This is a genomic window from Rhodococcus sp. NPDC060090, from assembly GCF_042729855.1.
Lineage (GTDB): Bacteria > Actinomycetota > Actinomycetes > Mycobacteriales > Mycobacteriaceae > Rhodococcus.
In genome coordinates this window covers 128,731-152,049 of the sequence record NZ_JBHWXB010000004.1, presented here as the reverse complement: position 1 = coordinate 152,049, position 23,319 = coordinate 128,731, and the positions used below count along the sequence as shown (strand labels likewise).

Below are 23,319 nucleotides of genomic sequence, written 5' to 3'. Positions count from 1 at the left end.
CGATCGAGGGTCAGCGGACGGGGCCGGTCTCGAGCGTCAGGTCGGTGGAGTGCGATGCCCCTGTCTCGTCGATCCACTCGACACGTACTTGATCGCCCGGGCGAAGGCGGCCGAGTGCGTCCTCGAGGTCGGCGGTCGAGGAGACCGGCGCACCGTTGAAATCGACTATCACAGAGCCTGTTTCGAGACCCGCATGGTAGGCGGGGGAGTCGTACGACACCCACAGGATCTCGGCGCCCCGGTCGCCGCTGTCGGAGCGGGCGGTGGTGACGCTGACACCGAGGTGCGGGGTGGGGCCCACGTGGACGGTATCGGAACCGACCCCGCTGCGCACTTGTTCGAGCACGTCGAGTGCTTCGCTGATGGGTACGGCGTACGCCTCGGGTGAATCGCCGGTTTCGATCCCGATGATTTCCGTTTCGTCGCGGTAGACCGAACCCGCGGTATTGACTCCGACCACCACACCGAATGCGTCGACGAGGGGACCACCCGAATCGCCGGGCCGGATCGCCGCGTCGGTCTGGAGCATGCCGGTGAGCCGGTGGCGCGAACCATCGGTCGAGTCGCGCACCACGACGTTACGGTCGTGCGCGACGACCGTGCCCGGTGCCGCGACGACCACACCGCCGCCGTCGGCATTGCCGAATGCAGTGACGGGGGATCCGACCTCCGGTGGCGCCTCGGCCAGGTCGGCGACCGGCAGATCGTGTGCCGCGCCGAGTTGCAGGACCGCGATGTCGCGGGTGCGGTCGTAGCCGGTGACGGCGACGTCGTAGATCAGTCCGGTTGCGGGACTGACTGCAGTGATTTCGGTGGCGCCGCTCACGACGTGATGATTCGTCAGCGTGACGCCGTCGGAGGTGAGGACGATTCCCGTGCCGGCAACCCCGCTCCACCCGCGGTGCGCGTCGATGTTGACCACCACCGACTCGGTGCGGGAGACGAGTTCGTCGAACGACAGGGACGGCAGGGGTGGCGGTGGTGCGGGTGCCGCGACGGGTGCAGGCGGGGGTGTCTCGACCTCGACGACGGCGGGTGCGCTCACCAGGAGACTCGCGGTGGCAGCGAGCGCCACCAGCAGCACCGACCCGCCGCGCCCACTCACGTCGCGTGGGCCTCCGCCTCCAGGTGGTCGACGAGTTCGCGTGCCGCCGCGCGCCCTGCGCGGTTGGCGCCGATGGTGGACGCCGACGGACCGTACCCCACCAGATGGATTCGAGGATCACCTTCGACCCGGGTTGCGAGCCGGCCGGTCAGTGTGATCCCGCCGCCCGCGTTGCGCAGGTTCAATGGTGCGAGGTGGTCGAGGGAACTGCGAAAGCCCGTGCACCACAGGATGACATCGACGTCGAGTTGTGATCCGTCGGGCCATTGCACGCCGGTCTCGGTGATCTCGGAGAATATCGGCTGCCGTTCGAGGACGCCACGCTCGCGGGCGGCTCGGATCGCCGGGGTGACGGGTAGCCCGGTGACGGAGACGACGGAGCCGGGCGGTAGGCCGCGTCGCACCCGATTCTCGACGAATGCCACTGCGGCCCTGCCGATCTCGGGAGTGAATTCCTCGTCGCGCCACGCGGGTTCGCGTCGCGTGGTCCAGGTGGTTCTCGTGACACGGGAGATCTCGTCGAGCAGTTGCACCGCCGAGATGCCGCCGCCGACGACCAGTACGTGTCTGCCGACGAACTCGTCGGCGGAGTGGTAGTCCTTGGTATGCAATTGCCTCCCGCGGAAGCGAGTGGCTCCGGGATACCAGGGGACGAAGGGGTGCTCCCAGGTTCCGGTGGCGTTGATGATGCCCCTGGCGGTGTATATCCCGGAGTCGGTTTCGACGCGCAGGTGGTCGCCGCGGTCGCAGACCACCGTGACCTGGACCGGGCGGTGGATCGGGAGTTCGAACCGCTTCTCGTAGTCCGCGTAGTACTCGGGCACCGCCGTGGACGCGGGGGCGAGACCGGACCCGGAACCGGCGATGTCCTCGAATGCGGACCCGGGAAGGTCGTGAATTCCGTTGACGGTGCTCAATGTCAGGGACGGCCACCGGTGCTGCCATGCTCCGCCGGGTCCGTAGGAGCGGTCCAGGACAACGAAACCGGTTTCCGGAGGGGCACCGAATCGGCGCAGGTAGTACGCGGAGGACAGCCCCGCCTGCCCGGCGCCGATCACGACGACGTCGACGGCCTTCGTATCGGCCGCGGTGTCCTCGGGCGTCATCGAACCCCTCCCCGTCGACTCTCGTGTCTCCAATGATGCCTCGCAAAGCGGGTGCGTGTGCGGCAACGGTGCAGGGAGTTGGGTCGACGTCCGGTACATCGGATTCGTGATGGTGCTCCGGCCCGATAATGTGATATCAATTTAATATCCTAAAGGTATCGAGAGGGAGCTTCATGGACACACCGGACACATTCACAGTCGAGCGACCGGGCCGCTCGTTCAACGGCTGGGCCGTGCTCGTCGCGGGCCTCGTCGTGGGGCTCGCCGCGATCGGACTGATCGTGTGGGGCGCGATCGAGGTCGACGTGCCGCTGATCGTCATCGGTGCGGTGGTCTTCGTCGTCGCCACCGTGCTCCTCACCGGGTTGATATTGGTGGAGCCCAACGAAGCCCGCGTTCTGCAGCTGCTCGGTGGGTCGTACTCGGGTACGTTGCGCGAACCCGGTCTGCTGTGGATGAACCCGCTCAACTCGCGCCACAAGATCACCACCCGCATCCGCAACCACGAAACGGGAAGGGCGAAAGTCAACGACGCCGACGGCAACCCCATCGAGATCTCCGCGATCATCGTCTGGCAGGTCGAGGACACCGCCCGCGCAGTGTTCGACGTCGACGACTTCGAAGAATTCGTCGCGGTCCAGACCGAAGCCGCCGTCCGCCACGTGGCAGGCAGCTACCCGTACGACGGCCCCACCGAGGTGATGTCGCTGCGTCAGAACGCCGACGAGATCACCACCAGGCTGTCGGAGGAGGTCCACGAGCGGGTGCAGTCCGCGGGGGTTCGCATCATCGAAACCCGCATCAACCAACTCGCCTACGCCCCGGAGATCGCACAGGCCATGCTGCGCCGCCAGCAGGCCGGCGCGGTGATCGCAGCGCGCGAGCAGATCGTCCATGGCGCCGTCACGATCGTCGGCAGCGCGCTCGACCGGCTCGTGGCCGAGAACACCGTCGAACTCGACGAAGAACGTAAGGCCGCGATGGTCTCCAACCTCCTCGTCGTCCTCTGCGGCGACCACGGTGCACAACCCGTCGTCAACGCGGGCTCGCTCTACCAGTAGGACGATGGGGCATGGCCGAACGTAAGAAGGTGCTGCTGCGGCTCGACCCCGCGGTCCACGACGCGCTCGCGCGATGGGCCTCGGACGAGTTGCGCAGCACCAATGCGCAGATCGAGTTCGTCCTCCGTCGTGCCTTGACCGACGAAGGACGGATGCCTCGGGATGCCGGGCAGATCCGCAGGCCCGGTCGTCCCCGCGCCGACGAGGAGGAATGACCGGGATCCCCGATGTGGGGGGAGAACAGTTCGAACCGCCCACATCCGCTTTCCATTGCGGATAGCTTGTCCGGAGGCGCCTCGCCGATCAGACGGGGCGTCTCCGACGCCGACACGACGGGGCGTCTCCGACGCCGACACGACGGAGCGTCTCGGTCACGAGGTCAAGAGGTACGCCGTGAGTTTGTGGGGCTACATCCAGGGACGTGAGGAGACATTGCTGTTCCTGACCTACCAACACGCCTCCCTCGCGTTCCAAACCGTGCTGGTGGGCAGCCTTGTCGCGTTGGCGATCGGCATTGCGGTCTACCGTCTTCCGGTGCTGTCCTCGCTCACACTCACCGGCAGCCGCGTGGCGTTGACGATCCCGTCGCTTGCACTGCTTGCGCTGCTGATCATTCCGTTCGGGCTCGGTGTCACCCCTTCGTTCGTGATGCTCGCCTTCTTCGCGGCGATGCCGGTGATCGGCAGTGCCGTGGTGGGCCTGCGGTCGGTGTCGCCTGCGGTCGTCGAATCGGCGCGGGGAATAGGACTCGCGCGGTGGCGGATACTCGCATTCGTCGAATTGCCGATCGCGTGGCCGGTCATCCTCAGCGGAATTCGCGTCTCGACGCAGATGGTCGTCGGTGTCGCGGCCATCGTCGCCTACGTCCTCGGGCCGGGCCTCGGATCCTTGATCTTCAACGGTCTGTCCCGCCTCGGCGGCACCAACGCTGTCGAAATGGCGCTGACCGGAACCATTCTCGTCGTCGTCGTGGCGTTGGTCTTCGATGCCCTCCTCGTCCTGCTCGGACGCCTTACCATTTCGAAGGGGCTGTGATGACGAGCGACCGCACCACCCCCGAGGTCGTCGCAGGTGACGGGTCGGATCGGCGTATCACCGGAGAATCGATCCGACTCGACGGCGTGGTCAAACGCTATCGGGGCCAGACGAAGCCTGCGGTCGAGCGGCTGGACCTCGAGATCGCCGCGGGCGAGATCGTGGCCTTCGTCGGACCCTCGGGATGCGGCAAGACCACGACGCTCAAGATGATCAACAGAATGATCGAACCGACCGAAGGTCGCATTCTCATCGGCGACCGGGACGTCACCGGAGAGAACCCGGACCGGCTCAGGCAGTCGATCGGATACGTGATCCAATCGGGAGGACTCTTCCCGCACTGGTCGGTCGCGAAGAACATCGGCGCAGTTCCCCGGGTCCTGGGGTGGAGCCGTAAGCAGATCGCGGAACGCACCGACTATCTTCTCGAACTCGTCGGACTCGAGCCGCAGACGTACGCCGACCGGCTTCCCAAGGACATGTCCGGTGGCCAGCAGCAGCGGGTGGGCGTCGCGCGGGCACTCGCCGCCGATCCGCCGGTGTTGCTGATGGACGAACCGTTCGGCGCGGTGGATCCGCTCACCCGAGTACGTCTGCAGGACAGCCTTCTCGCCATCCAGCAAGAACTGGGAAAGACGATCGTCCTGGTCACACACGATTTTCAGGAGGCGACGAAACTCGGCGACAGGGTGTTGATCCTGTCGGAGGGTGGCCACATCGAACAGTACGCGCCCCCCTCCGAAATTCTCGCCGACCCCGCGACTCCGTTCGTCGAGGAATTCGTCGGGTCGGGCGCCACCCTCGCACAGTTGACGCTGGCGCGAGTCCGGGATGTCGACTACGAGCCCGTCGTCACGGCCACAGTCGGGGAGGCGGCCCAGCAGGTGATCGATCGGGCTCGCGCTGCCGGCCACGATTGGATCGCGGTGGTGGACTCACGTGGACGGCCGCGTGCCTGGCCGACTCTCGCCGAAGTCGCCACGAAGCCGCAGATATCCGACTTCGTCGACGTGCGGCTTCCAGTGGTGAGTGCGTCGTCCACACTGAACGACGCGCTCGACATGATGCTCGCCGCGAGTCAGGGCGGTGTTCTCGTCACGGACGGTCGCGGCGTGGTGCAGGGCGCACTGAGAATCGGCACCGTCATGGCGGTGATCCGCGCATACACGGCCGAGGTGCGTTCGGGCGACGAGGCGTCGTACACCTCGCACGAGGAAGGTGCCGACCGCGAACCCGGCGGTGGTCCGGTGCGGGGGGCGCGATGAACCGCACCCGGCGTGTGCCGGTGGACGTCTGGGTCGAGCCACTGATCATTGTCGTCATCGGTGCCGGCTACGCGTATTGGTACCTGACGTCGTCGTTCACGGACACCGAGCAGGCCGCCCTCGGGTGGGGCAACTTACGCGCGACCATCATGGACCACATCGTGCTGACGGTGGTGGCAGCGGTGATCGTGATCGTGATCGCCGTGCCGCTCGGGATCCTCCTGAGCCGCGACTCGATGCGCTGGCTCAATCCGGTGGTCGTCAACGCGGCGAACGTCGGGCAGGCTGCCCCGGCAGTGGGATTGCTCGTCCTGTTCACGATGTGGTTCGGCACCGGATTCCGGACCGCGGTGATCGGACTCGTCGTATACGCGATCCTTCCGATTCTCCAGAACACGATCGTCGGCCTGCGGCAGGTGGATCGGCGGGTGGTCGAGGCGGCGCGAGGCATCGGATTCTCCAGCACACGAACCCTGGTCCGTGTCGAGCTTCCACTCGCAGTACCCATCATTCTCAACGGTATTCGCACCGCGCTGGTGATCCTGGTCGGAACCGCCACCCTCAGCACGTTCATCGGTGCACCGAGTCTGGGAACGCTCATCACCACCGGCGTCACGTTGTTCCTTCCCGCTCTGCTCATTTCGGGTGCAGTCCTGGTCGCGCTCCTCGCGATGATCATCGATTGGCTCGGCCGGCTGGTCGAGCTCGCCGCGACCCCCCGAGGCCTCGCATGAAACCGCACGCTGTTCGCCTTCTTCTCCTGGTTGTCAGCGTGGTCGTTCTCGGTGCGTGCGGCCTGGTCAGCTCCTCGGGTACCTATCGGAGCGCTGCTCTCCCGGACGGCGACGAACCCCTGGCCGGTGCGTCGGTGACGGTTTCGTCCAAGAGCTTCACCGAGGGCGTCGTTCTCGGCAAGATCACCGCCACCTACCTCGCGGCGGCCGGTGCGGACGTCGCCGATCTCACGGGTGCGCCCGGGTCGGCGTCGTCGCGCCAGGCGCTGCTCAACGGTGACGTCGACATCGTCTGGGAATACACGGGCACCGGATGGGTGACCTATCACGGACAGACCGAGACGATCGCCGATCCGCGTGAACTCTGGGAGCGGGTGCGTGAGCTCGAGGAACAGCAATACGACCTCGTGTGGCTACCGCCGGCGAATTTCGACAACACCTACGCGTTCGCCGCGTCGTCGCCGACGGCCGAGCGTCTCGGCGTGCAGAGCCTCGAGGACATCGCAGGCCTGCCTGTCGCGGAACGCACGTTCTGTGTGGACGACGAGTTCTTCAGTCGTCCGGATGGTTTCGTTCCGATGCTCGATGCCTACGGGATCCCGTTGAACGACCCGAACGGAGTTCCCGCAGACAACGTGACCAGGATGGATGCGGGCGTGATCTACACCTCCACCGCGGCGGGCGAACCCTGCAACTTCGGCATGGTCTACACCACCGACGGACGGATCAAGAACCTCGACCTCGTCGTCCTCGAAGACACTCGGGAGTTCTTCCTGCCCTACAGCGGGACCGCGGTGATCCGCGGTGAGGTCCTGGCCGAATACCCGGAGATCGCGGAGCTCATGGGCACGTTGTCTGCACGGCTGACCGACGATGTGATGCGGGACCTCAACGGCAAGGTCGACATCGAGGGGCAGGAGCCCTCCGAGGTCGCGTACGAGTGGTTGATCGCCGAGGGCCTGATCTCCTAGAACGAACGACGCGAACGCAACCGGACAGGTGAGAATTCGCTGGTCGATCATGATCATGCCTACTACTGTCGTTGGGGTGATGGCGTCATGCTGATTCGTCTGATCGCCGCGTACCTGCCGCGATATCGCGTCAACGTCGCGGCGGTGGTGATCCTGCAGTTCGTGGCAACGGCCGCGATGCTCTACCTGCCGACTCTCAACGCCGACATCATCGACAACGGTGTCGCCAAAGGCGACACCGGATACATCCTGCGTATCGGTGGCTGGATGTTCGTGGTGACGTTCGTGCAACTGGTCTGCATGATGTGGGGTCAGTACTTCGGTGCCCGCGGTGCACTTGCCGTGGGACGCGACCTCCGCCACGATCTGCTGCACCGGGTGAACACCTTCTCGGCACGTGAAGTCGGCACGTTCGGTGCGCCGTCGTTGATCACCCGCACGACCAACGACGTGCAACAGGTCCAGCTCCTGCTGGTGATGAGCTCGTTCATCCTGGTTACGGCGCCGATCATGTGTATCGGCGGGATTGCCATGGGGATTCATGTCGCGGCGCCCATGGCGTGGGTGCTCGCGGTGGCAGTGCCCGTTCTCGGTGTCACCATGGCCCTGATCATCCGGGTGATGGTCCCCGGTTTCCGAGTGATGCAAGCCCGACTCGACAGCGTCAATCGGATCCTGCGGGAGCAGATCACGGGGATCCGCGTGGTGCGCGCATTCGTCCGGGAACGACACGAGGCCGACAGGTTCGAGGTCGCCAACGACGAACTCGCAGACGCGAGCCTGCGGGTCGGGCGGATGATGGCGTTGATGTTCCCCGTGGTCATGGGAATCACGAACGTGACCATCGTTGCGATCATCTGGGTCGGCGGGCACGAAATCTCCGACGGCAGCGTGGAGATCGGTGCCCTGAGTGCAATGATCAGCTACGTCATGCAGATCATGATGTCGGTCATGATGGCGTCGTTCCTCGCGATGATGGCTCCCAGAGCGAGCGTGTGCGCCGAACGGATCGGTGAGGTCCTCGCCACCGAGACGTCGGTGGTGCGTCCGGCAAAGCCGGTCGGGTTCGCCCTGGATCCGGCCACCGTCGAGTTCCGCGGCGCGCAGTTCCGCTATCCCGGTGCCGACAGCCCGGTGGTGGACGGCATGTCGTTCCGTGTCGCACCCGGCACCACCACAGCGGTCATCGGATCGACGGGGTCGGGCAAGACGACCCTGATCGGATTGGTGCCGCGCCTGATCGACGTCACCGACGGGTCGGTTCTGGTGGGCGGCATCGACGTCCGGAATCTCGACCCCGACGCATTGCGGGCGGCGATCGGGCTGGTCCCACAACGCGCGTACCTGTTCTCCGGCACCGTCGCCTCCACTGTGCGCTACGGGAAACCGGATGCCACCGACGACGAGGTCTGGGAGGCGCTACGTATCGCGCAGGCCGAAGACTTCGTTCGCGCGATGCCGCAGGGCCTCGACACGCCGATAGCCCAGGGCGGCACGACGGTCTCGGGTGGTCAGCGGCAGCGCCTGGCGATCGCGCGGGCAGTCGTCCGCAGGCCGTCCATCTACCTGTTCGACGACGCATTCTCTGCGCTGGACCTGTCGACAGACGCGCGCCTGAGATCCGCGCTACGCCCCGCGACCACCGCCTCTGCGGTGATCATCGTCGCGCAGCGGGTGTCGACGATCATGGATGCCGACCAGATCGTGGTACTCGACCGCGGACGAATCGTCGGGTTGGGGCGGCACGACGAACTACTCGACTCGTGCGAGACCTACTCCGAGATCGTCCGATCGCAGCTCGCCGTCGAGGAGCGGTCGTGACCGGCCCGGGCGGCAGGCAGCCGCTGGGTGCGCCGGTGCAGAAGCCTCGCTCGTTCGTGCCGTCCATGAAACGGCTACTGCACCTGCTGGTGTCGTATCGCGGCTTCATGATCGTGATCCTGACCGCGACCGTCGGATCAGTGATTCTCACGGCGATCGCCCCGCGGATCCTGGGGCACGCCACCGACCTGATCTTCAACGGTGTCATCGGCCGGATGCTCCCGGCAGGCACCACCAAGGATCAGGCGGTCGCCGACCTTCGAGCACAGGGACAGGACACGTTCGCCGACATGGTCGGCTCGATGGACCTCACCCCCGGTGTCGGCATCGACTTCACTGCAGTCGGGCAGGTGCTGCTGACGGTTCTCGCCCTGTATGTGGGGTCGGCACTGCTCGCGTGGGTCGGTGCATATCTGCTCAACATCGTCGTCGTCGGCACGATCAAGCGCTTGCGTTCCGATGTGGAGGAGAAGGTTCATCGCCTGCCCCTGCACTACTACGACACGACACCGCGCGGGGATCTGCTCAGCCGAGTCACCAACGACCTCGACAATCTGTCGCAGAGCCTGCAGCAGACCGTCTCGCAGGCACTGAACTCGGTGCTCACCGTCATCGCGATCCTGATCATGATGCTCTCCATCTCACCGCTGCTCACGATCATCGCGCTGGTGGCGATCCCACTGTCGATCCTCGCGACCGTCCTGATCGCCCGGCGTTCCAAACCGCACTTCTCTGCGCAATGGTCGTCGACCGGCAAACTCAATGCGCAGGTCGAAGAAGCGATCACCGGGCACGAACTGATGCTGGCGTTCGGTCGGCAGCAGGAAGTCGAGAACGAGTTCGACACCCGCAACGACAAGCTCTACAACTCGAGTTGGCGCGCCCAGTTCATCTCCGGTCTGGTCCAGCCGGCCATCATGTTCCTGGGCAACCTGAACTTCGTCGCGGTGGCCGTCGTCGGCGGACTCCAGGTCGCGTCGGGCTCGTTGAGTCTCGGGTCGGTGCAGGCGTTCATCCAGTACTCGCGGCAATTCACCCAGCCGCTCGCCCAGATCGGGTCCATGGTCAATCTGCTGCAGAGCGGAGTGGCCTCGGCCGAACGGATCTTCGACATCCTCGACGCCGAGGAACAGAGCTCCGATCCGGAAGACCCGCAGACCCCGGCGACCAACAGCGGACGCATCGACTTCGACGACGTGTCGTTCCGCTACGTTCCCGACAGGCCGCTCATCGAGAACCTGACGCTGGTGGCCGAACCCGGGCACATGGTCGCGATCGTCGGACCGACCGGCGCGGGCAAGACCACCCTCGTCAACCTCATCATGCGGTTCTACGACGTCGACTCGGGGACGATCCGCGTCGACGGTGTGGACTCCCAGCGCATGACCCGCGACGATCTGCGCGAACGCACCGGCATGGTCCTGCAGGATTCCTGGCTGTTCGGCGGCACCATCTACGAGAACATCGCCTACGGCGATCCGAGCGCTTCCCGAGAGGAAGTGATCGAAGCCGCCGAGCTGAGTCACGTCGACCATTTCGTACGGTCGCTACCCGACGGCTACGACACGATGCTCGACGAGGAAGGCGGAGGCGTCAGCGCCGGGGAACGGCAGCTGATCACAATCGCGCGGGCCTTCCTGGCCAAGCCGGTCGTGCTCATCCTCGACGAGGCGACCAGTTCCGTCGATACCCGCACCGAACTGCTCATCCAGCAGGCCATGGCGACGCTGCGCACCGACCGGACGAGTTTCGTCATCGCACACCGTCTCTCCACGATCCGTGACGCCGACGTCATCGTCGTCATGGAGGACGGACACATCGTCGAGCAGGGAAACCACGAGGAGCTCCTCGCTGCCCGCGGTGCCTATTACGACCTGTACATCAGTCAATTCACCGGCCCTGTCGAGACGGTGGACAGCACTGAACAGTCGACGGTCGTCGAGCACGGCTGATCGAGCTCGCTGCCGAATGACCGGTCAGCGCCGGCTCGATGCAACCGACAGCACCGCCTCGGTGGGAAGCCGCGGCGTCGGTGCGGGCCTGCCTTCGGGCACGGCTGTCCCGATTCGGATCAGTGCCTGCGGACAACCGCCGTCGGGCGTGACTCCGGCGATGATCTCTCGGCTACCCGGCAGCTCGGTCACATGAGTCAGAGGGCATGTCGCCAAGCCGTGCACCGTCGCTTCGAGGAGCAGTTCCGAGAGCAGCCTGCCGGCGGCCAGCCACGAGTGCCGCTCGTCGGCCGAGGTGCTGACCAGCAGGACCGTCGAGGCATCGTCTTCGACCGGGACTCCCTCCGGGGTGGTTCTACTGCCCGCGGGGAAGCGGCGCCCGACGTCGACCCGGGGATGTTGTTCCGTGGTCACCAGTGCTTCGGGCGGGATGCCGGTTGTCGTGGTGGTGTGCCCCGCCCACCAGCGCAGCTCCTCCTGGTACGAGGTGTCGTAGCGGCGGAGGGCGGCGCTGCGCGCGGTCGCGTCGGCCAACACCGCACGTGCTTCGGGAGACAGGACGGTCACCTGCGCGGCATCCGTCCCGGCTCTCGACGCGATGCTCCGGGTGATGGCCGTGTCGGGCGTTCCGAGCGGTCGCCGGTCGGAATAACGGCGCCTGATCGCCGCGACGAGATCGAAATCGTGTGACGCGGGCCGGGCGCCGTGTCCGAAACGGACGGTGGCGAGATGATCGGAATGTGCGCCGTCGGGAAGTCGTCGGACGTCGGTCGACCATTTCAACGCCGTGAACGCGACCTCGAGGTGATGCAGGGCCGCGCCGCAGCTGAGGACGAGCTGCCTGCCCGAAGGGTCGGTGGCCGCGAGCATCCGCGTCGCGTCGGCGTGCAGGTCGAGCGCCCCGGTCTCGTATCGCCAGTGCCACGGCTGACTGTTGTGCACCGAGGGTGCGCGGCACGCGAGATCCACGGCCATACGCACCACGTCGGAATCGGGAATGCGGGTGCTCATCAGCGCTCCGTCCTCGTTCGACAGGTCGGGCCTTGTCCCCATTGTTCGCTGTCGGCGTCGTCGGGTCCAGGGACAATGGTCATCGGTTTCAACACCGCACGCGGTGGTGGGATGATGCGGATGCCCGAGTCGAACAGGATGGGGAAGTGATGATCGGAATCAGCCGCGACGGTGCCGTGTTGACGGTGGAACTCCAGCGTGAGGAACGCCGCAACGCGCTCACCACACAGTTGTGTGTGGAGATCCGCGAGGCCGTGGAGAAGGCCGTGGAAGACGACGCACGAGTTGTCGTGATCACCGGGCGCGGTACGTCGTTCTGTGCGGGTGCCGACCTGTCCGGCGATGTGTACGCGGAGGGATTCACCGAGAGTCTCGCCGAGCTGCTCCGCACGATCGTGGAGGCGCCGCTCCCGGTGATCGCCGCCGTCAACGGTCCGGCGATCGGTGCGGGAACCCAGCTGGCGCTCGCATCCGATCTGCGCGTGGTGGCTCCCGGCGCAAGATTCGCGGTGCCCGCGGCGAAGTTGGGGATCTCGGTGGATCGGTGGACGGTGCGGCGGCTCGCGTCGCTCGTCGGTGGTGGTCGTGCCCGCACGGTGATGCTCGCGTGCGAGGCGATCGAGGCCGACGACGCGTTGGCCCACGGCCTGGCCAACAAGATCGGCGATCTGGCGGCTGCCCAGTCGTGGGCGCAGGAGATCGCGAAGCTCGCACCGCTCTCGATGCACGCGCACAAGCTCTTTCTCAACGACGACGGAACTCGCCGCGACCCCACCGCCGAACAGCAGGCGGCAGCTGCCGCGGCGTGGCTCAGCGAGGACGCGCAGGAAGCGCGCCAGGCGCGGGCCGAACGTCGCGACCCGATCTTCCGCGGCCGATGAACATCGGGCGGATGGCCTCCTCTGCGGCTGCGGGCGCAGGGCTCGTGTGGTTGGCGCGCGCGGCACACGGATTGCCCGCGTCGATCGGTGCCTCGGTTGCCGACATCCGCCCGTACGCAGCGGGATCGCCGCAGTACCGCGAGGGGCGCTTCCACAATTCCGAGCCCGCGCAGGCTCTCGGCCCCGAGGCAGGCGGTGGGTTCGTCAAGGACCTGTTCGCCCGTGGTTCCCGCGGAACACCGCAGGGTGAAGTCCCCGTCGCCCCGTACGTGGCGCCGGTCGAGGCAGCGCCGCTGGCAGTGACCTGGCTCGGGCATTCGAGCGTCCTGATCGAGATCGACGGGTATCGGGTGCTCGCAGACCCCGTGTGGAGCGACAGGGTGTCGCCTTCGGCGACGGTCGGTCCGATGCGTCTGCATCGCATGCCGATGGAACTGTCGGTGTTGCCGCCGATCGACGCGGTGATCATCTCGCACGATCACTACGACCACCTCGATCGCTTCACCGTCGAATCGCTCGCGGCAACACAACCCCGGACCAAGTTCCTCGTGCCCGTCGGGGTGGGAGCGCATCTGCGGAAGTGGCGGGTACCCGAGGATCGCATCGTCGAACTCGACTGGGACGAACACGCCGAGATCGACGGACTGAAGGTGACCTGCACCGAGGCCCGCCACTTCTCGGGCCGCGGTCTGCAGCGCAACATCACGTTGTGGTCGTCGTGGGTGCTCACCGGGCCTTCCCATTCGGTGTTCTTCGGCGGTGACAGCGGATACACCCGCCGCTTCGCCGACCTCGGCGAGAAGTACGGGCCGTTCGACCTGACACTTCTCCCCGTCGGGGCGTACGACCTACGGTGGCCCGACATCCACATGAACCCGGAAGAGGCGGTGCGCACCCACCTCGACCTCGGCGGAACCGAGCGCCGTGACAGCCTCCTCGTGCCGGTGCATTGGGGCACGTTCAACCTCGCGTTCCACGCATGGTCGGAACCGATCGCCCGTCTGTTGCCTGCAGCGCAGGAGAACAATGTCGCGACGGCCGTCCCGATGCCGGGGCAGCGGGTGGACGTGTCTCGGCCGCGTGCGGACCAGCAGTGGTGGGTCGACCTCGGCTGATTTCACCTCCGACCTCGGCCACAACAGCATGGAGGAATGCGCGATCAGCTCCGGCAGGGTTGTGCACCAGAGGGCACTGAAAAAAATGTCGGCTCACGGCATAGCCTGATCGGCATGACAGCAGACGAGCCCACCGTGACGTTAGGGCCGGGTGAGACGATCGAGACCGACGCGACGCATGTCGCGAACGGGCTGACGACCGAGCAGATCGCCGAACGGGTCGCGCGGGGCGAGACCAACGACGTTCCCGACAGGGCGTCACGGTCGGTCAAGGACATCGTGCGCGCCAACGTATTCACGCGCATCAACGCGATCCTCGGTGTGCTCTTCCTGATCGTGCTGTTCACCGGGTCGATCATCGACGGCATGTTCGGGCTGTTGATCATCGCGAACAGCGGGATCGGCATCATCCAGGAGGTGCGTGCCAAAAGCACACTCGACAAGCTTGCGATCGTCGGGCAGGCCAAACCGGTGGTGCGCCGAAACGGCATGTCCGCAGAGCTGTCGCCGCGCGAGGTGGTGCTCGACGACATCATCGAACTCGGCCCCGGCGACCAGCTCGTGGTCGACGGGGTCGTCGTCGATGCAGCAGCACTCGAACTCGACGAATCGCTGCTCACCGGCGAAGCCGACGCGATCGACAAGACACCGGGCTCGACGGTGATGTCGGGCAGTTTCGTGGCGTCGGGCAGCGGTGCGTACCGGGCGACGAAGGTGGGACGCGATGCGTATGCGGCCAGGCTCGCGGACGAGGCCAGCAAGTTCACGCTGGTGCATTCCGAACTCAACGCCGGGATCAACAAGATCCTGAAGTTCATCACCTACCTGATGGTTCCCGCGGGCCTGCTCATCATCTACAACCAGTTGTTCTCGAGCGGCGAGGCGCTCGGGCCGGCATTGAGTGGCATGGTCGCCGCACTCGTCCCGATGGTGCCCGAAGGGCTTGTGCTGATGACGTCGATCGCGTTTGCGGTGGGTGTGATCAGGCTCGGACGCCGACAGTGTCTCGTGCAGGAACTTCCCGCCATCGAGGGTCTCGCTCGCGTCGATGTCGTGTGCGCCGACAAGACCGGCACACTCACCGAGAACGGAATGCGGTTGGCGGACGTCGTTCCCGCCGACGGCACCGATCTCGATACCGCCCGTGCGGCACTCGCCGCGCTCGCTGCCGACGATCCGCGACCCAACGCGAGTGTGTTCGCGATCGGCGAGGCGTTCCCGGACGATCCGGGATGGGGGGAATCGACTGCGGTCGCGCCGTTCTCGTCGGCGAAGAAATGGAGCGGGCAGTCCTACGGAAACCACGGCAACTGGCTGCTCGGTGCACCCGACGTGTTGCTCGACCCCACATCCGATTTCGCGTTGAAGGCGGAGGAGATCGGAGCGAAGGGGCTGCGGGTGCTGCTGCTCGCCTCGGGCGACCGCCCGGTCGACGATCCCGATGCTCCCGGCACGGTGACTCCGCAAGCGCTCGTGGTGCTCGAGCAACGGATCCGGCCCGACGCGCAGGACACTCTCGAATACTTCGCAGGTCAGAAGGTCGACGTCAAGGTGATCTCCGGCGACAACGCCGTATCGGTGGGTGCGGTCGCGTCGTCGCTGGGACTTCAAGGCGGTGACCGTCCGATCGACGCCCGCACGTTGCCCGACGACCCGACCGAACTTGCCGAGACCGTCGGATCCGCAACGACATTCGGACGCGTCCGACCGGATCAGAAGCGTGCGATGGTGGCCGCCCTGCAGTCGCGGGGACACACCGTCGCGATGACCGGCGACGGCGTCAACGACGTGCTGGCGCTCAAGGACGCCGACATCGGGGTCGCGATGGGATCGGGCAGCCCGGCGACCCGATCTGTTGCGCAGATCGTCTTGCTCGACAACAAGTTCGCGACCCTGCCGTACGTGGTGGGGGAGGGGCGCCGCGTGATCGGCAACATCGAACGCGTCTCCAACCTGTTCCTCACCAAGACCGTGTACTCGGTGTTGCTGGCCTTCCTGATAGGTGTGTCGGGGGCGCTGTCGCAGGTCTTCGATTTCGAGCCGTTGCCGTATCCGTTTCTTCCGCGACACGTGACGATCGCGGCGTGGTTCACCATCGGTATCCCGGCGTTCCTGTTGTCGCTCGCACCGAACAACGAGCGTGCGCGGTCGGGATTCGTGTCGCGGGTGATGCGTCTGGCGATCCCGTCGGGCGTGGTGACCGGTGTGGCCACGTTTGTCTGTTACGTGCTCGTCTACGGCGGGCCGGATCAGACCGAAGAGCAGAAGATCCAGGCCGGGACGTCGGCGCTGATCACGCTGATCATGATCGCGCTGTGGGTTCTGGCTGTGGTGGCACGCCCGTACCAGTGGTGGAAGATCGTCTTGCTGACCGGTTCATTGCTCGGCTACGTCGTGTTGTTCTCGGTTCCGGCCACGCGCGAATTCTTCGCGCTGGACCCGTCCAACGTTGCCTATTCGACGATCGCGGTGACGTGCGGTGCGATCGGTGTGGTGCTCGTCGAGGTCATCTGGTGGGTCTCGGGGCGCCTGCACGGCGAGCACCGGCGTCTGTTCGCAGCCCCGGACGACCTGCTCCCGGGAGTACACTGACCGTCGACCGCTGCCTGGATTCGTCGGTGCATGTTTCGCAAGGCCTCTCGGGCGGGAAATCGTGTCGACGACTCCACCCACAGAAGGAGGACGGCATGGGTTTGATGGATTCGCTCAAGGGTTTGCTCGGTAAGGGCAAGGACTACGCCTCACAGAACCCCGACAAGGTCCAGGGGTACATCGACAAGGCGGGCGACACGGTCGACGGGAAGACCGGCGGCAAGTATTCGCAACACGTCGACAAGGCGCAGGACGCTGCGAAGAAGCACCTCGGTACTTCCGGCAATCCCGCGCCCGGCGCCCAACCCGGTGCCGGCGGCGACCCCGGGCCACAGTCCGATCCTGGCCCGGAGGCACAACCGGGGCCGCGCACCCCATAGCGCAGTCCGTCGACGTGTCCGTGTGCTCCGCCGTCTCCCTTTCCCTGCTGTGCGAGGATTTCTTCGCTCGATAGCCGAACGAAAGGGACACGCTGTGGGATTCATGGATCAGGTCAAAGGCATCGTCGACAAGGGCAAAGATCTGGCCGCCGAGCACCCGGACAAGGTGAACCAGGCGATCGACAAGGTCGGCGACCTGGCCGACGACAAGACCGGCGGCAAGTTCGCCGACAAGGTCGACAGCGCCCAGGATGCGGCGAAGAAGAGCCTCGGCACCGTCTGAGGCCTCCTGCCCCACGCATGCCTCGTGCGTGGGGCGTTGCGCTTCGGGCCCGCGACACGGGCCCCTGACGCACAATCGACCAGGTGAGCGGAACCTGGATTCTTCTCGTCGTCATCGCGGCGATCGCCGTCACCGGACTGGCGAACCGCGGAAATCTGCAGGCCCCGCTGGTGCTCGTCGTGATCGGGGCCCTCGCGTCGTTCATCCCCGGCCTGCCACAGCTCGAACTCGAACCGCACGTCCTCCTCGGGGTGGTCCTGCCGCCGCTGCTGTACTCGGCTGCGCTGCGGTTCTCGGTTCCCACTTTCAAACGCAACCTGTCGCATATTCTTCGTCTCGGTGTCGGGACGGTCCTCGTCACCGCATTCGCCGTGGCGTTCTTCGCGGAATGGCTCGTCCCGGAACTCACCTTCGGCGCGGCACTGGTCCTCGGTGCCGTCGTCGCGCCCACCGATGCGGTCAGCGCGGTCGCGGTCGGGCAGAAACTCGGTCTGCCGAAGCGGGTCATCGCCATCCTCACCGGTGAAGGCCTGGTCAACGACGCCACTGCCCTGACGCTGTTCACTGTGGCGGTCTCCACGGTCGTGGGCACACAGGTATTCGTCGACTCGCCCGTCGTGTTCTTCGGCTACGAGGTCGTCGGTGGTGTCGCGGTGGGTCTCCTTCTCGCGGTGACCGTGCATTGGGTGCGTTCCCGTATGGATCATCCGTCGTTGGAAACAGCGCTGGGCCTGGTCATTCCGTTCACCGCGTATCTCGTTGCAGAGGAAATCCACGCATCCGGGGTGCTCGCGGTCGTCGCCGCCGGCCTCTACATGGGGCACCGGTCGACCGACCTGTCGGTCTCGACCAGACTCCAGGAACGCTTCGTCTGGGAAAGTCTCGACACACTGCTCGAGATGTTCGTGTTCGCGTACATGGGATTACAGCTGAAGTTCGTTCTCGACGAAGTGACCGACAACGGCTACGACGTCGTCACGATTCTGCTGTATGCGTTCGCAGTGCTGGTCGTGGTCATGCTGGTCCGTCCGGCCTGGGGCCTGCTGAATTGGAGCCGGCGACGAGCAGTCCGGAAGGCCGGATTGCACAGACTCGGCCGCGACACGCTCAGCTTCCGAGAGCACGTCGTGGTGTCCTGGGCCGGGATGCGCGGCGTCGTGACGCTCGCCGCCGCAGGCGGCATCCCGTTCGTACTGGCCTCCGGTGAGCCGTTCCCCGGCCGGGAGATCATTCATCTCACCGCGATCGTCGTCGCCGTCGGCACCCTGCTCATCCAGGGCTCGACCATGCCCGCGCTGATCCGCCGTCTCGACGTCACCGATCCGTACGAACGGCTGCGGGCCGAAGAACAGCGTGCGCTGGCCCGGTCGATCAGTTCCACTGCGGCGAGAAGCCGACTGCACGCCCTGTCCGTGGAGCTCCCTGAAGGAACCGACGCCGACGCGGTGCGCCGAATCCTCGAACGCGTCGACCGGTCGATCCAGGCGCGTGCCGACGTCGAGCGGACCGAATCGGAGATCGACGTCGAGCAGAGTCCGGACGCGGGTGTGTTGTTCGACCGGTTCCGTCGTGCCGTACTGCGTGCCCAACGCACCGCGCTGATCGCCGCGCGCGACGACGGCACGCTCGACGACGAAACGCTCCGGACCGAACTCGAGACTCTCGACGTCGAAGAGGCCGCGGCGGAGGAGCGGATCGACCGGCGCGGCCGGGACTGATCCGTTCGGTGCGCATCTTCGTTCATGCGCGTCGTAGCGTAGATCCGTGACCGGAACCGTCCTGCTCGTCGTCGCTGTCGTGGCACTGTGCGTTGCCGCGGGGATCGCCGCGGTGTGGGCGCGCACGCGCCGAGTTGTCACGACACCCGCCGAGCGGGCCGTCCACGCAACTCTGCACACCGCGTCGCTCGCTGCGCGACCGCTGCGCAGCGGCCTGGATGCGGCCTCCGCGCAGGAAGCAGCCCCGCACCTGCGGATGCTTCTCGCCGAGGCGCAGGCGGTGGCTCTGTTCGACGCGGACGGACTCATGCTCGCGTGGGACGGGCCGTTCGAAACACTGTCCGAGCAGGTCCAGGATGCGGCGGCCCGCGCGATCGACGGTGAGCGGCGCGTCCTCGTCGGGCACAGTTCTCTCGAACGCGGATTCGGCGATGTCGCGGCGCGTGCCGTGGTCGCGCAGCCGCTGGTCATCGACGAGGTCGGTGTCGCTGGTGTGCTCGGTGTCGTCACCACCACCGACCCGGGGCCTGCGCTGCTCGGCGCGCTCACCGAGGTGGCCAGATACGCGTGCAGCCAGCTCGAACTCGCCGAACTCGATGCGTCCCGCGCTCGCCTCGACCGCGCCGAGGTACGTGCGCTGCGGGCACAGATCAGCCCTCACTTCATCTACAACGCACTGAACACGGTCGCCTCGTTCGTGCGCACCGACCCCGACCGGGCCCGCGAGTTGCTGCTCGATTTCGCGGACTTCACCCGCTACTCGTTCCGCGCGACCGGCGAATACACGTTGCTCGCCGATGAGCTGCGCAACATCGACCGATATCTGACGCTGGAACGCGCCCGCTTCGGCAACTCACTCGAGGTTCGGTTGCAGGTCGCGCCCGAGGTACTCAACGTCGCGTTGCCGTTCCTGGCATTGCAGCCACTCGTGGAGAACGCGGTGCGGCACGGCATCGCCGGTAAGTCGGCGCGCGCAGGCACCATCACGATCGTGGCCGCGGATGAGGGCACCGACTGCATCATCAGCGTGGAGGACGACGGTGTCGGCATGGACCCGGAACTGCTGCGGTCGGGAGTACTCGATTCGACCGCCGACGGCACCGAGGGCAGCGGGATCAAGGAATCCGCGCACGTCGGACTTGCCAACGTCGACGACCGGCTGCGTGCCGCGTTCGGCAACGACTACGGCCTCGTCGTCGACACCGCACCGGGCGCAGGCACCAAGGTGAGCATGAGGGTGCCGAAATTCCGGGCGGGTATCCGGCCGTGACCGGAATCGTTCGTGGCACGATGAGTTCGCTGTGAATGAGAACACCGAGAACCTGACCGTACTCGCCGTCGACGACGAACCGCCCGCGCTCGACGAGCTGGCCTACCTGCTGCGTGCCCGGCCCGATATCGGGCAGGTTCACACCGCGGGCGACGCGACCACCGCGCTGCGGTTGCTGCGCGACGGCGGGATCGACGCTGTGTTCCTCGACATCAACATGCCGGGCCTCGACGGGCTCGAACTGGCAGGGATCCTGCGGAACTTCGCGGCGCCGCCGTCGGTGGTGTTCGTGACCGCGCACGACGACCGGGCCGTCTCGGCGTTCGACCTGGGCGCGGTGGACTACGTGCTCAAACCGTTGCGGGAGGGGCGGCTCGCCGAGGCCGTGCGTCGCATCGTCGAACGTCACCCACCGGCGACGCCCGAGCCTGCCGATGCGGAGGCTCGCGACGAGGTGATTCCCGTCGAACTCGGCGGCGTGACCACCCTGGTGTCGCGGTCGTCGGTGCGCTGGGTGGAAGCCGACGGCGACTACACGCGACTGCACACCGATACCGGTTCGCACCTCGTACGCATTCCCATCTCGTCGCTCGAGAGCCGCTGGGCGAACGCAGGCTTCCTGCGCGTCCACCGCTCCTACCTGGTGTCGCTGCCGTTGGTGACCGGTATCCGCAGCGCCGGAACGGGGCTGGTGGTGTGCATGAAACCCGTCGGTGGCCAAGCCCCGGTGGAATTACCCGTGAGCCGCCGCCACACTCGTGAACTCAAGGACCGGTTGATCAGAGGTCCGATGCAGTCGTGGATGTCGCGGTGACCGGCCCGGCCGCACGCCCCGCCGGACCGCACCGCGAACGTGTCGTGCTGGCGAAGCGACGCGGCGCGCGCATGGTGCGCACCCGCGTCGAAGTGCAGCAACAGACCGAGGTGGGCGACGCGATGGTTCGAGGTCTGGTGCGCGCGCAACTCGGGCTCGCCCTGCGGATCGCGGTGGTCCCGGTGTGCCTGCTCGGCGCGATCCCTGTGGTGCTGGCCCTGTTTCCCGCGCTGGCCGACCTCACGCTGTGGAAGGTGCGGATGCCGTGGATCCTCCTGGGCTTCGTCTCGTATCTCCTGCTCTTGGGCTGTGCGTGGCTGTATGTGCGCCTGGCCGAACGCAATGAGCAGGATTTCACCGACCTGACCGACGACTGACGTTCCACCTCCATGGATACCTCGGTTCCTGTCCTCACAGTGGTCGGCATCGTCGCCGCCGCGATCGCGACGGTCGCGATCGGCGTGTACGGGGTGCGGATCTCCCGCACCACCTCGGATTTTCTTGTCGCGTCCCGCAGTGTCGGACCCCGCTGGAACGCCGCCGCGATATCGGGTGAATACCTTTCCGCCGCATCGTTTCTCGGTGTCGCGGGTCTCGTCGCCAAATACGGCACCGACGCCCTGTGGTATCCGGTGGGGTTCACCGCCGGCTACCTCGGCCTGTTGCTGTTCGTCGCCGCGCCGCTGCGTCGCTCGGGCGCGTACACCGTGCCGGATTTCGCCGAGTTCCGACTCGGCGAACCCTGGTTGCGGTCGCTGTCGATGGTGGTCGTGGCGGTCATCTGCGTGCTCTACCTGGTACCGCAGTTCCAGGGCGCCGGACTGACGCTGAACATCCTGCTCGGACTTCCCAGCTGGGTCGGGGCGGCGGTCGTCGGCGTCATCGTCATCGCCAATGTGGTGGGCGGCGGCATGCGGTCGATCACGTTCGTGCAGGCCTTCCAGTACTGGCTCAAACTCACCGCGGTCGCTGTTCCCGCGCTGTTCCTCACGATCTATTTCGTGAACGACAGCCGCGGTGTCGACGAACCATTGCCGCCCACCGTCACCGAGATCACCACCGTCGACATCACCGTCGACGTCGTCGTGCAGGTCGCGGAGCCGATCCCCGTGACGGTCACGGGCGAGGTGGATTCCCGGCCGGTGGCAGGCCGGATCGTCCTGACCCCCGGCGAGCACGAACTCGGCGCGGGCACCGAACTGGTCCTCGATGAAGGGTCGTCCGTGCCGGTGGTGGCGGGCGCACCCTCCGACAACGATGCGTGGGGGTCGCCGGGCGCGGGGATCGGCGCCGGTGGCGAGCACCACCTGTTCCAGGTGTATTCGCTGATGATCGCCACGTTCCTCGGAACGATGGGCCTACCGCACGTCCTGGTGCGGTTCTACACGAACCCCGACGGCCGCGCGGCGCGCGTGACGTCGTTCGCCGTGATCGGGCTGCTCGGATTGTTCTATCTGTTTCCCACCATCCTCGGAGTGTTCGCGCGCCTGTACGTGCCGCAGCTGCTCATCACGGGCCGATCCGACGCCGCGGTGTTGCTGCTGCCCAACTCGGTGCTCTCGGGGTGGGTGGGTCAGCTCCTCGCCGCGCTCGTCGCGTCGGGTGCGATCGCCGCGTTCCTGTCGACGTCGTCCGGTCTGCTGGTGAGTGTCGCCGGGGTGTTGTCGACCGACGTGCTGCGCGGACGGGTCCGGGACTTCCGGATGGCAGCGGTACTGGCGGGGATCGTTCCGTTACTGCTGGCCGTGTCGGTGGTCTCGCTGGACCTGTCCAGGTCGGTGGGGCAGGTGTTCGCGATCGCCGCGTCGACGCTGTGCCCGCTGCTCGTACTGGGGATCTGGTGGCGTGGACTGACCGCGATCGGCGCAGCTGCGGGAATGGTCGTGGGAGGTGCGGTGGCCGGAGGTGCGGCCATGCTCGCAGTCGTGGTGCGGTTCGACCCGTCGACCGCGGGGGGATGGCCTGCCGTTCTGTCGGCCTATCCGGGCGCGGTGAGCGTGCCACTGGCCTTCCTCGTCATGATCGGGGTGAGCCTGGCAACGAGGCGGAGGGTGCCCGCCGACGTCGGCCGCACCTTTTCTCGGATGCATGTTCCGGAGCGTCTCGGGATGGGTCGCGACCGAGAGCTCGGCGCATTCGGGGAGCGCCGTTCGTCGCGGTGAGTCGACCGTTCGGCGCACGCCACGACAGCTCGGCGTGCAACCT

General features: G+C 66.4%; 21 protein-coding genes. 18 read left to right on the top strand and 3 right to left on the bottom strand.

Annotated features, from left to right (window positions below; genetic code table 11):
• Window positions 1–10: 10 nt before the first annotated feature.
• Together ACFWCF_RS07230 and ACFWCF_RS07225 are read right to left on the bottom strand one after the other, a co-directional pair.
• A complete protein-coding gene (locus ACFWCF_RS07230; protein ID WP_378559005.1) occupies window positions 11–1,105 on the bottom strand; it encodes a S1C family serine protease in 1,095 nt (364 codons plus the stop codon).
• Window positions 1,102–2,211, bottom strand: coding sequence for an NAD(P)-binding domain-containing protein (locus ACFWCF_RS07225; protein WP_378559002.1), 1,110 nt, complete (start codon window positions 2,209–2,211; stop codon window positions 1,102–1,104). The genes ACFWCF_RS07230 and ACFWCF_RS07225 overlap by 4 nt, the downstream gene beginning before the upstream one ends.
• Before the next feature lie 173 nt (window positions 2,212–2,384).
• On the opposite strand from ACFWCF_RS07225, the gene ACFWCF_RS07220 reads away from it, so the two are divergent.
• The 8 genes from ACFWCF_RS07220 (at window position 2,385) to ACFWCF_RS07185 (ending at window position 11,050) form a co-directional block, all read left to right on the top strand.
• Window positions 2,385–3,272: an SPFH domain-containing protein gene (locus tag ACFWCF_RS07220; protein WP_378558999.1), complete on the top strand. Its 888-nt coding sequence runs from the start codon at window positions 2,385–2,387 to the stop codon at window positions 3,270–3,272.
• A gap of 11 nt (window positions 3,273–3,283) precedes the next feature.
• Window positions 3,284–3,487, top strand: a complete 204-nt coding sequence (locus ACFWCF_RS07215) for a hypothetical protein (RefSeq protein WP_378489229.1) — start codon at window positions 3,284–3,286, stop codon at window positions 3,485–3,487.
• 178 nt (window positions 3,488–3,665) lie between these two features.
• The gene (locus ACFWCF_RS07210) at window positions 3,666–4,307 is read left to right on the top strand and encodes an ABC transporter permease (RefSeq protein WP_378489230.1); all 642 of its coding nucleotides are present in this window, start codon (window positions 3,666–3,668) and stop codon (window positions 4,305–4,307) included.
• Window positions 4,307–5,572: an ATP-binding cassette domain-containing protein gene (locus ACFWCF_RS07205; RefSeq protein ID WP_378489231.1), complete on the top strand. Its 1,266-nt coding sequence runs from the start codon at window positions 4,307–4,309 to the stop codon at window positions 5,570–5,572. Before ACFWCF_RS07210 ends, ACFWCF_RS07205 begins: the two co-directional genes overlap by 1 nt.
• The gene (locus ACFWCF_RS07200; protein WP_378558995.1) at window positions 5,569–6,306 is read left to right on the top strand and encodes an ABC transporter permease; all 738 of its coding nucleotides are present in this window, start codon (window positions 5,569–5,571) and stop codon (window positions 6,304–6,306) included. Before ACFWCF_RS07205 ends, ACFWCF_RS07200 begins: the two co-directional genes overlap by 4 nt.
• The gene (locus ACFWCF_RS07195; RefSeq protein WP_378558992.1) at window positions 6,303–7,277 is read left to right on the top strand and encodes a glycine betaine ABC transporter substrate-binding protein; all 975 of its coding nucleotides are present in this window, start codon (window positions 6,303–6,305) and stop codon (window positions 7,275–7,277) included. The genes ACFWCF_RS07200 and ACFWCF_RS07195 overlap by 4 nt, the downstream gene beginning before the upstream one ends.
• A gap of 87 nt (window positions 7,278–7,364) precedes the next feature.
• Window positions 7,365–9,098, top strand: coding sequence for an ABC transporter ATP-binding protein (locus ACFWCF_RS07190; RefSeq protein ID WP_378558989.1), 1,734 nt, complete (start codon window positions 7,365–7,367; stop codon window positions 9,096–9,098).
• Window positions 9,095–11,050 carry an ABC transporter ATP-binding protein gene (locus tag ACFWCF_RS07185; protein ID WP_378558986.1) on the top strand — a complete coding sequence of 652 codons (1,956 nt, stop codon included), beginning with the start codon at window positions 9,095–9,097 and terminating at the stop codon, window positions 11,048–11,050. Before ACFWCF_RS07190 ends, ACFWCF_RS07185 begins: the two co-directional genes overlap by 4 nt.
• A gap of 24 nt (window positions 11,051–11,074) precedes the next feature.
• On the opposite strand, the gene ACFWCF_RS07180 is transcribed toward ACFWCF_RS07185, so the two are convergent.
• Entirely contained in the window at window positions 11,075–12,061 is a 987-nt protein-coding gene (locus ACFWCF_RS07180; RefSeq protein WP_378558983.1) for an Acg family FMN-binding oxidoreductase, read from the bottom strand.
• A gap of 149 nt (window positions 12,062–12,210) precedes the next feature.
• Between ACFWCF_RS07180 and ACFWCF_RS07175 the strand changes: the two genes are divergently transcribed.
• The 10 genes from ACFWCF_RS07175 to ACFWCF_RS07130 all read left to right on the top strand — a co-directional run bounded on the left by ACFWCF_RS07175 (window position 12,211) and on the right by ACFWCF_RS07130 (window position 23,276).
• Window positions 12,211–12,942 carry an enoyl-CoA hydratase gene (locus ACFWCF_RS07175; RefSeq protein ID WP_378489237.1) on the top strand — a complete coding sequence of 244 codons (732 nt, stop codon included), beginning with the start codon at window positions 12,211–12,213 and terminating at the stop codon, window positions 12,940–12,942.
• Window positions 12,939–14,057 (top strand): MBL fold metallo-hydrolase, encoded by a 1,119-nt coding sequence (locus tag ACFWCF_RS07170; protein WP_378558978.1) that lies wholly within the window; start codon window positions 12,939–12,941, stop codon window positions 14,055–14,057. Before ACFWCF_RS07175 ends, ACFWCF_RS07170 begins: the two co-directional genes overlap by 4 nt.
• Before the next feature lie 114 nt (window positions 14,058–14,171).
• Window positions 14,172–16,649 carry an HAD-IC family P-type ATPase gene (locus tag ACFWCF_RS07165; RefSeq protein WP_378558975.1) on the top strand — a complete coding sequence of 826 codons (2,478 nt, stop codon included), beginning with the start codon at window positions 14,172–14,174 and terminating at the stop codon, window positions 16,647–16,649.
• 95 nt (window positions 16,650–16,744) lie between these two features.
• Window positions 16,745–17,029: an antitoxin gene (locus ACFWCF_RS07160; RefSeq protein ID WP_378489240.1), complete on the top strand. Its 285-nt coding sequence runs from the start codon at window positions 16,745–16,747 to the stop codon at window positions 17,027–17,029.
• A gap of 94 nt (window positions 17,030–17,123) precedes the next feature.
• Window positions 17,124–17,312, top strand: a complete 189-nt coding sequence (locus tag ACFWCF_RS07155; RefSeq protein ID WP_378558972.1) for an antitoxin — start codon at window positions 17,124–17,126, stop codon at window positions 17,310–17,312.
• A gap of 83 nt (window positions 17,313–17,395) precedes the next feature.
• Window positions 17,396–19,030 (top strand): Na+/H+ antiporter, encoded by a 1,635-nt coding sequence (locus ACFWCF_RS07150; protein ID WP_378558970.1) that lies wholly within the window; start codon window positions 17,396–17,398, stop codon window positions 19,028–19,030.
• 46 nt (window positions 19,031–19,076) lie between these two features.
• Window positions 19,077–20,300, top strand: coding sequence for a sensor histidine kinase (locus tag ACFWCF_RS07145; protein WP_378489243.1), 1,224 nt, complete (start codon window positions 19,077–19,079; stop codon window positions 20,298–20,300).
• 31 nt (window positions 20,301–20,331) lie between these two features.
• Window positions 20,332–21,114, top strand: a complete 783-nt coding sequence (locus ACFWCF_RS07140) for a LytR/AlgR family response regulator transcription factor (RefSeq protein WP_378558967.1) — start codon at window positions 20,332–20,334, stop codon at window positions 21,112–21,114.
• A gap of 71 nt (window positions 21,115–21,185) precedes the next feature.
• Window positions 21,186–21,491, top strand: coding sequence for a hypothetical protein (locus ACFWCF_RS07135; RefSeq protein WP_378559420.1), 306 nt, complete (start codon window positions 21,186–21,188; stop codon window positions 21,489–21,491).
• A 12-nt stretch (window positions 21,492–21,503) separates the two neighbouring features.
• Complete coding sequence (locus tag ACFWCF_RS07130) at window positions 21,504–23,276, top strand: cation acetate symporter (RefSeq protein ID WP_378558964.1); 1,773 nt, start codon at window positions 21,504–21,506, stop codon at window positions 23,274–23,276.
• Window positions 23,277–23,319 lie beyond the last annotated feature (43 nt).

Bases quoted from the DNA above. Each gene is read 5' to 3' on its own strand.
- ACFWCF_RS07225 (WP_378559002.1), bottom strand. From the start codon at position 2,211: ATGACGCCCGAGGACACCGCGGCCGATACGAAGGCCGTCGACGTCGTC.
- ACFWCF_RS07220 (WP_378558999.1), top strand. From the start codon at position 2,385: ATGGACACACCGGACACATTCACAGTCGAGCGACCGGGCCGCTCGTTC.
- ACFWCF_RS07215 (WP_378489229.1), top strand. From the start codon at position 3,284: ATGGCCGAACGTAAGAAGGTGCTGCTGCGGCTCGACCCCGCGGTCCAC.
- ACFWCF_RS07205 (WP_378489231.1), top strand. From the start codon at position 4,307: ATGACGAGCGACCGCACCACCCCCGAGGTCGTCGCAGGTGACGGGTCG.
- ACFWCF_RS07200 (WP_378558995.1), top strand. From the start codon at position 5,569: ATGAACCGCACCCGGCGTGTGCCGGTGGACGTCTGGGTCGAGCCACTG.
- ACFWCF_RS07195 (WP_378558992.1), top strand. From the start codon at position 6,303: ATGAAACCGCACGCTGTTCGCCTTCTTCTCCTGGTTGTCAGCGTGGTC.
- ACFWCF_RS07190 (WP_378558989.1), top strand. From the start codon at position 7,365: ATGCTGATTCGTCTGATCGCCGCGTACCTGCCGCGATATCGCGTCAAC.
- ACFWCF_RS07180 (WP_378558983.1), bottom strand. From the start codon at position 12,061: ATGAGCACCCGCATTCCCGATTCCGACGTGGTGCGTATGGCCGTGGAT.
- ACFWCF_RS07175 (WP_378489237.1), top strand. From the start codon at position 12,211: ATGATCGGAATCAGCCGCGACGGTGCCGTGTTGACGGTGGAACTCCAG.
- ACFWCF_RS07170 (WP_378558978.1), top strand. From the start codon at position 12,939: ATGAACATCGGGCGGATGGCCTCCTCTGCGGCTGCGGGCGCAGGGCTC.
- ACFWCF_RS07165 (WP_378558975.1), top strand. From the start codon at position 14,172: ATGACAGCAGACGAGCCCACCGTGACGTTAGGGCCGGGTGAGACGATC.
- ACFWCF_RS07160 (WP_378489240.1), top strand. From the start codon at position 16,745: ATGGGTTTGATGGATTCGCTCAAGGGTTTGCTCGGTAAGGGCAAGGAC.
- ACFWCF_RS07135 (WP_378559420.1), top strand. From the start codon at position 21,186: ATGGTGCGCACCCGCGTCGAAGTGCAGCAACAGACCGAGGTGGGCGAC.
- ACFWCF_RS07130 (WP_378558964.1), top strand. From the start codon at position 21,504: ATGGATACCTCGGTTCCTGTCCTCACAGTGGTCGGCATCGTCGCCGCC.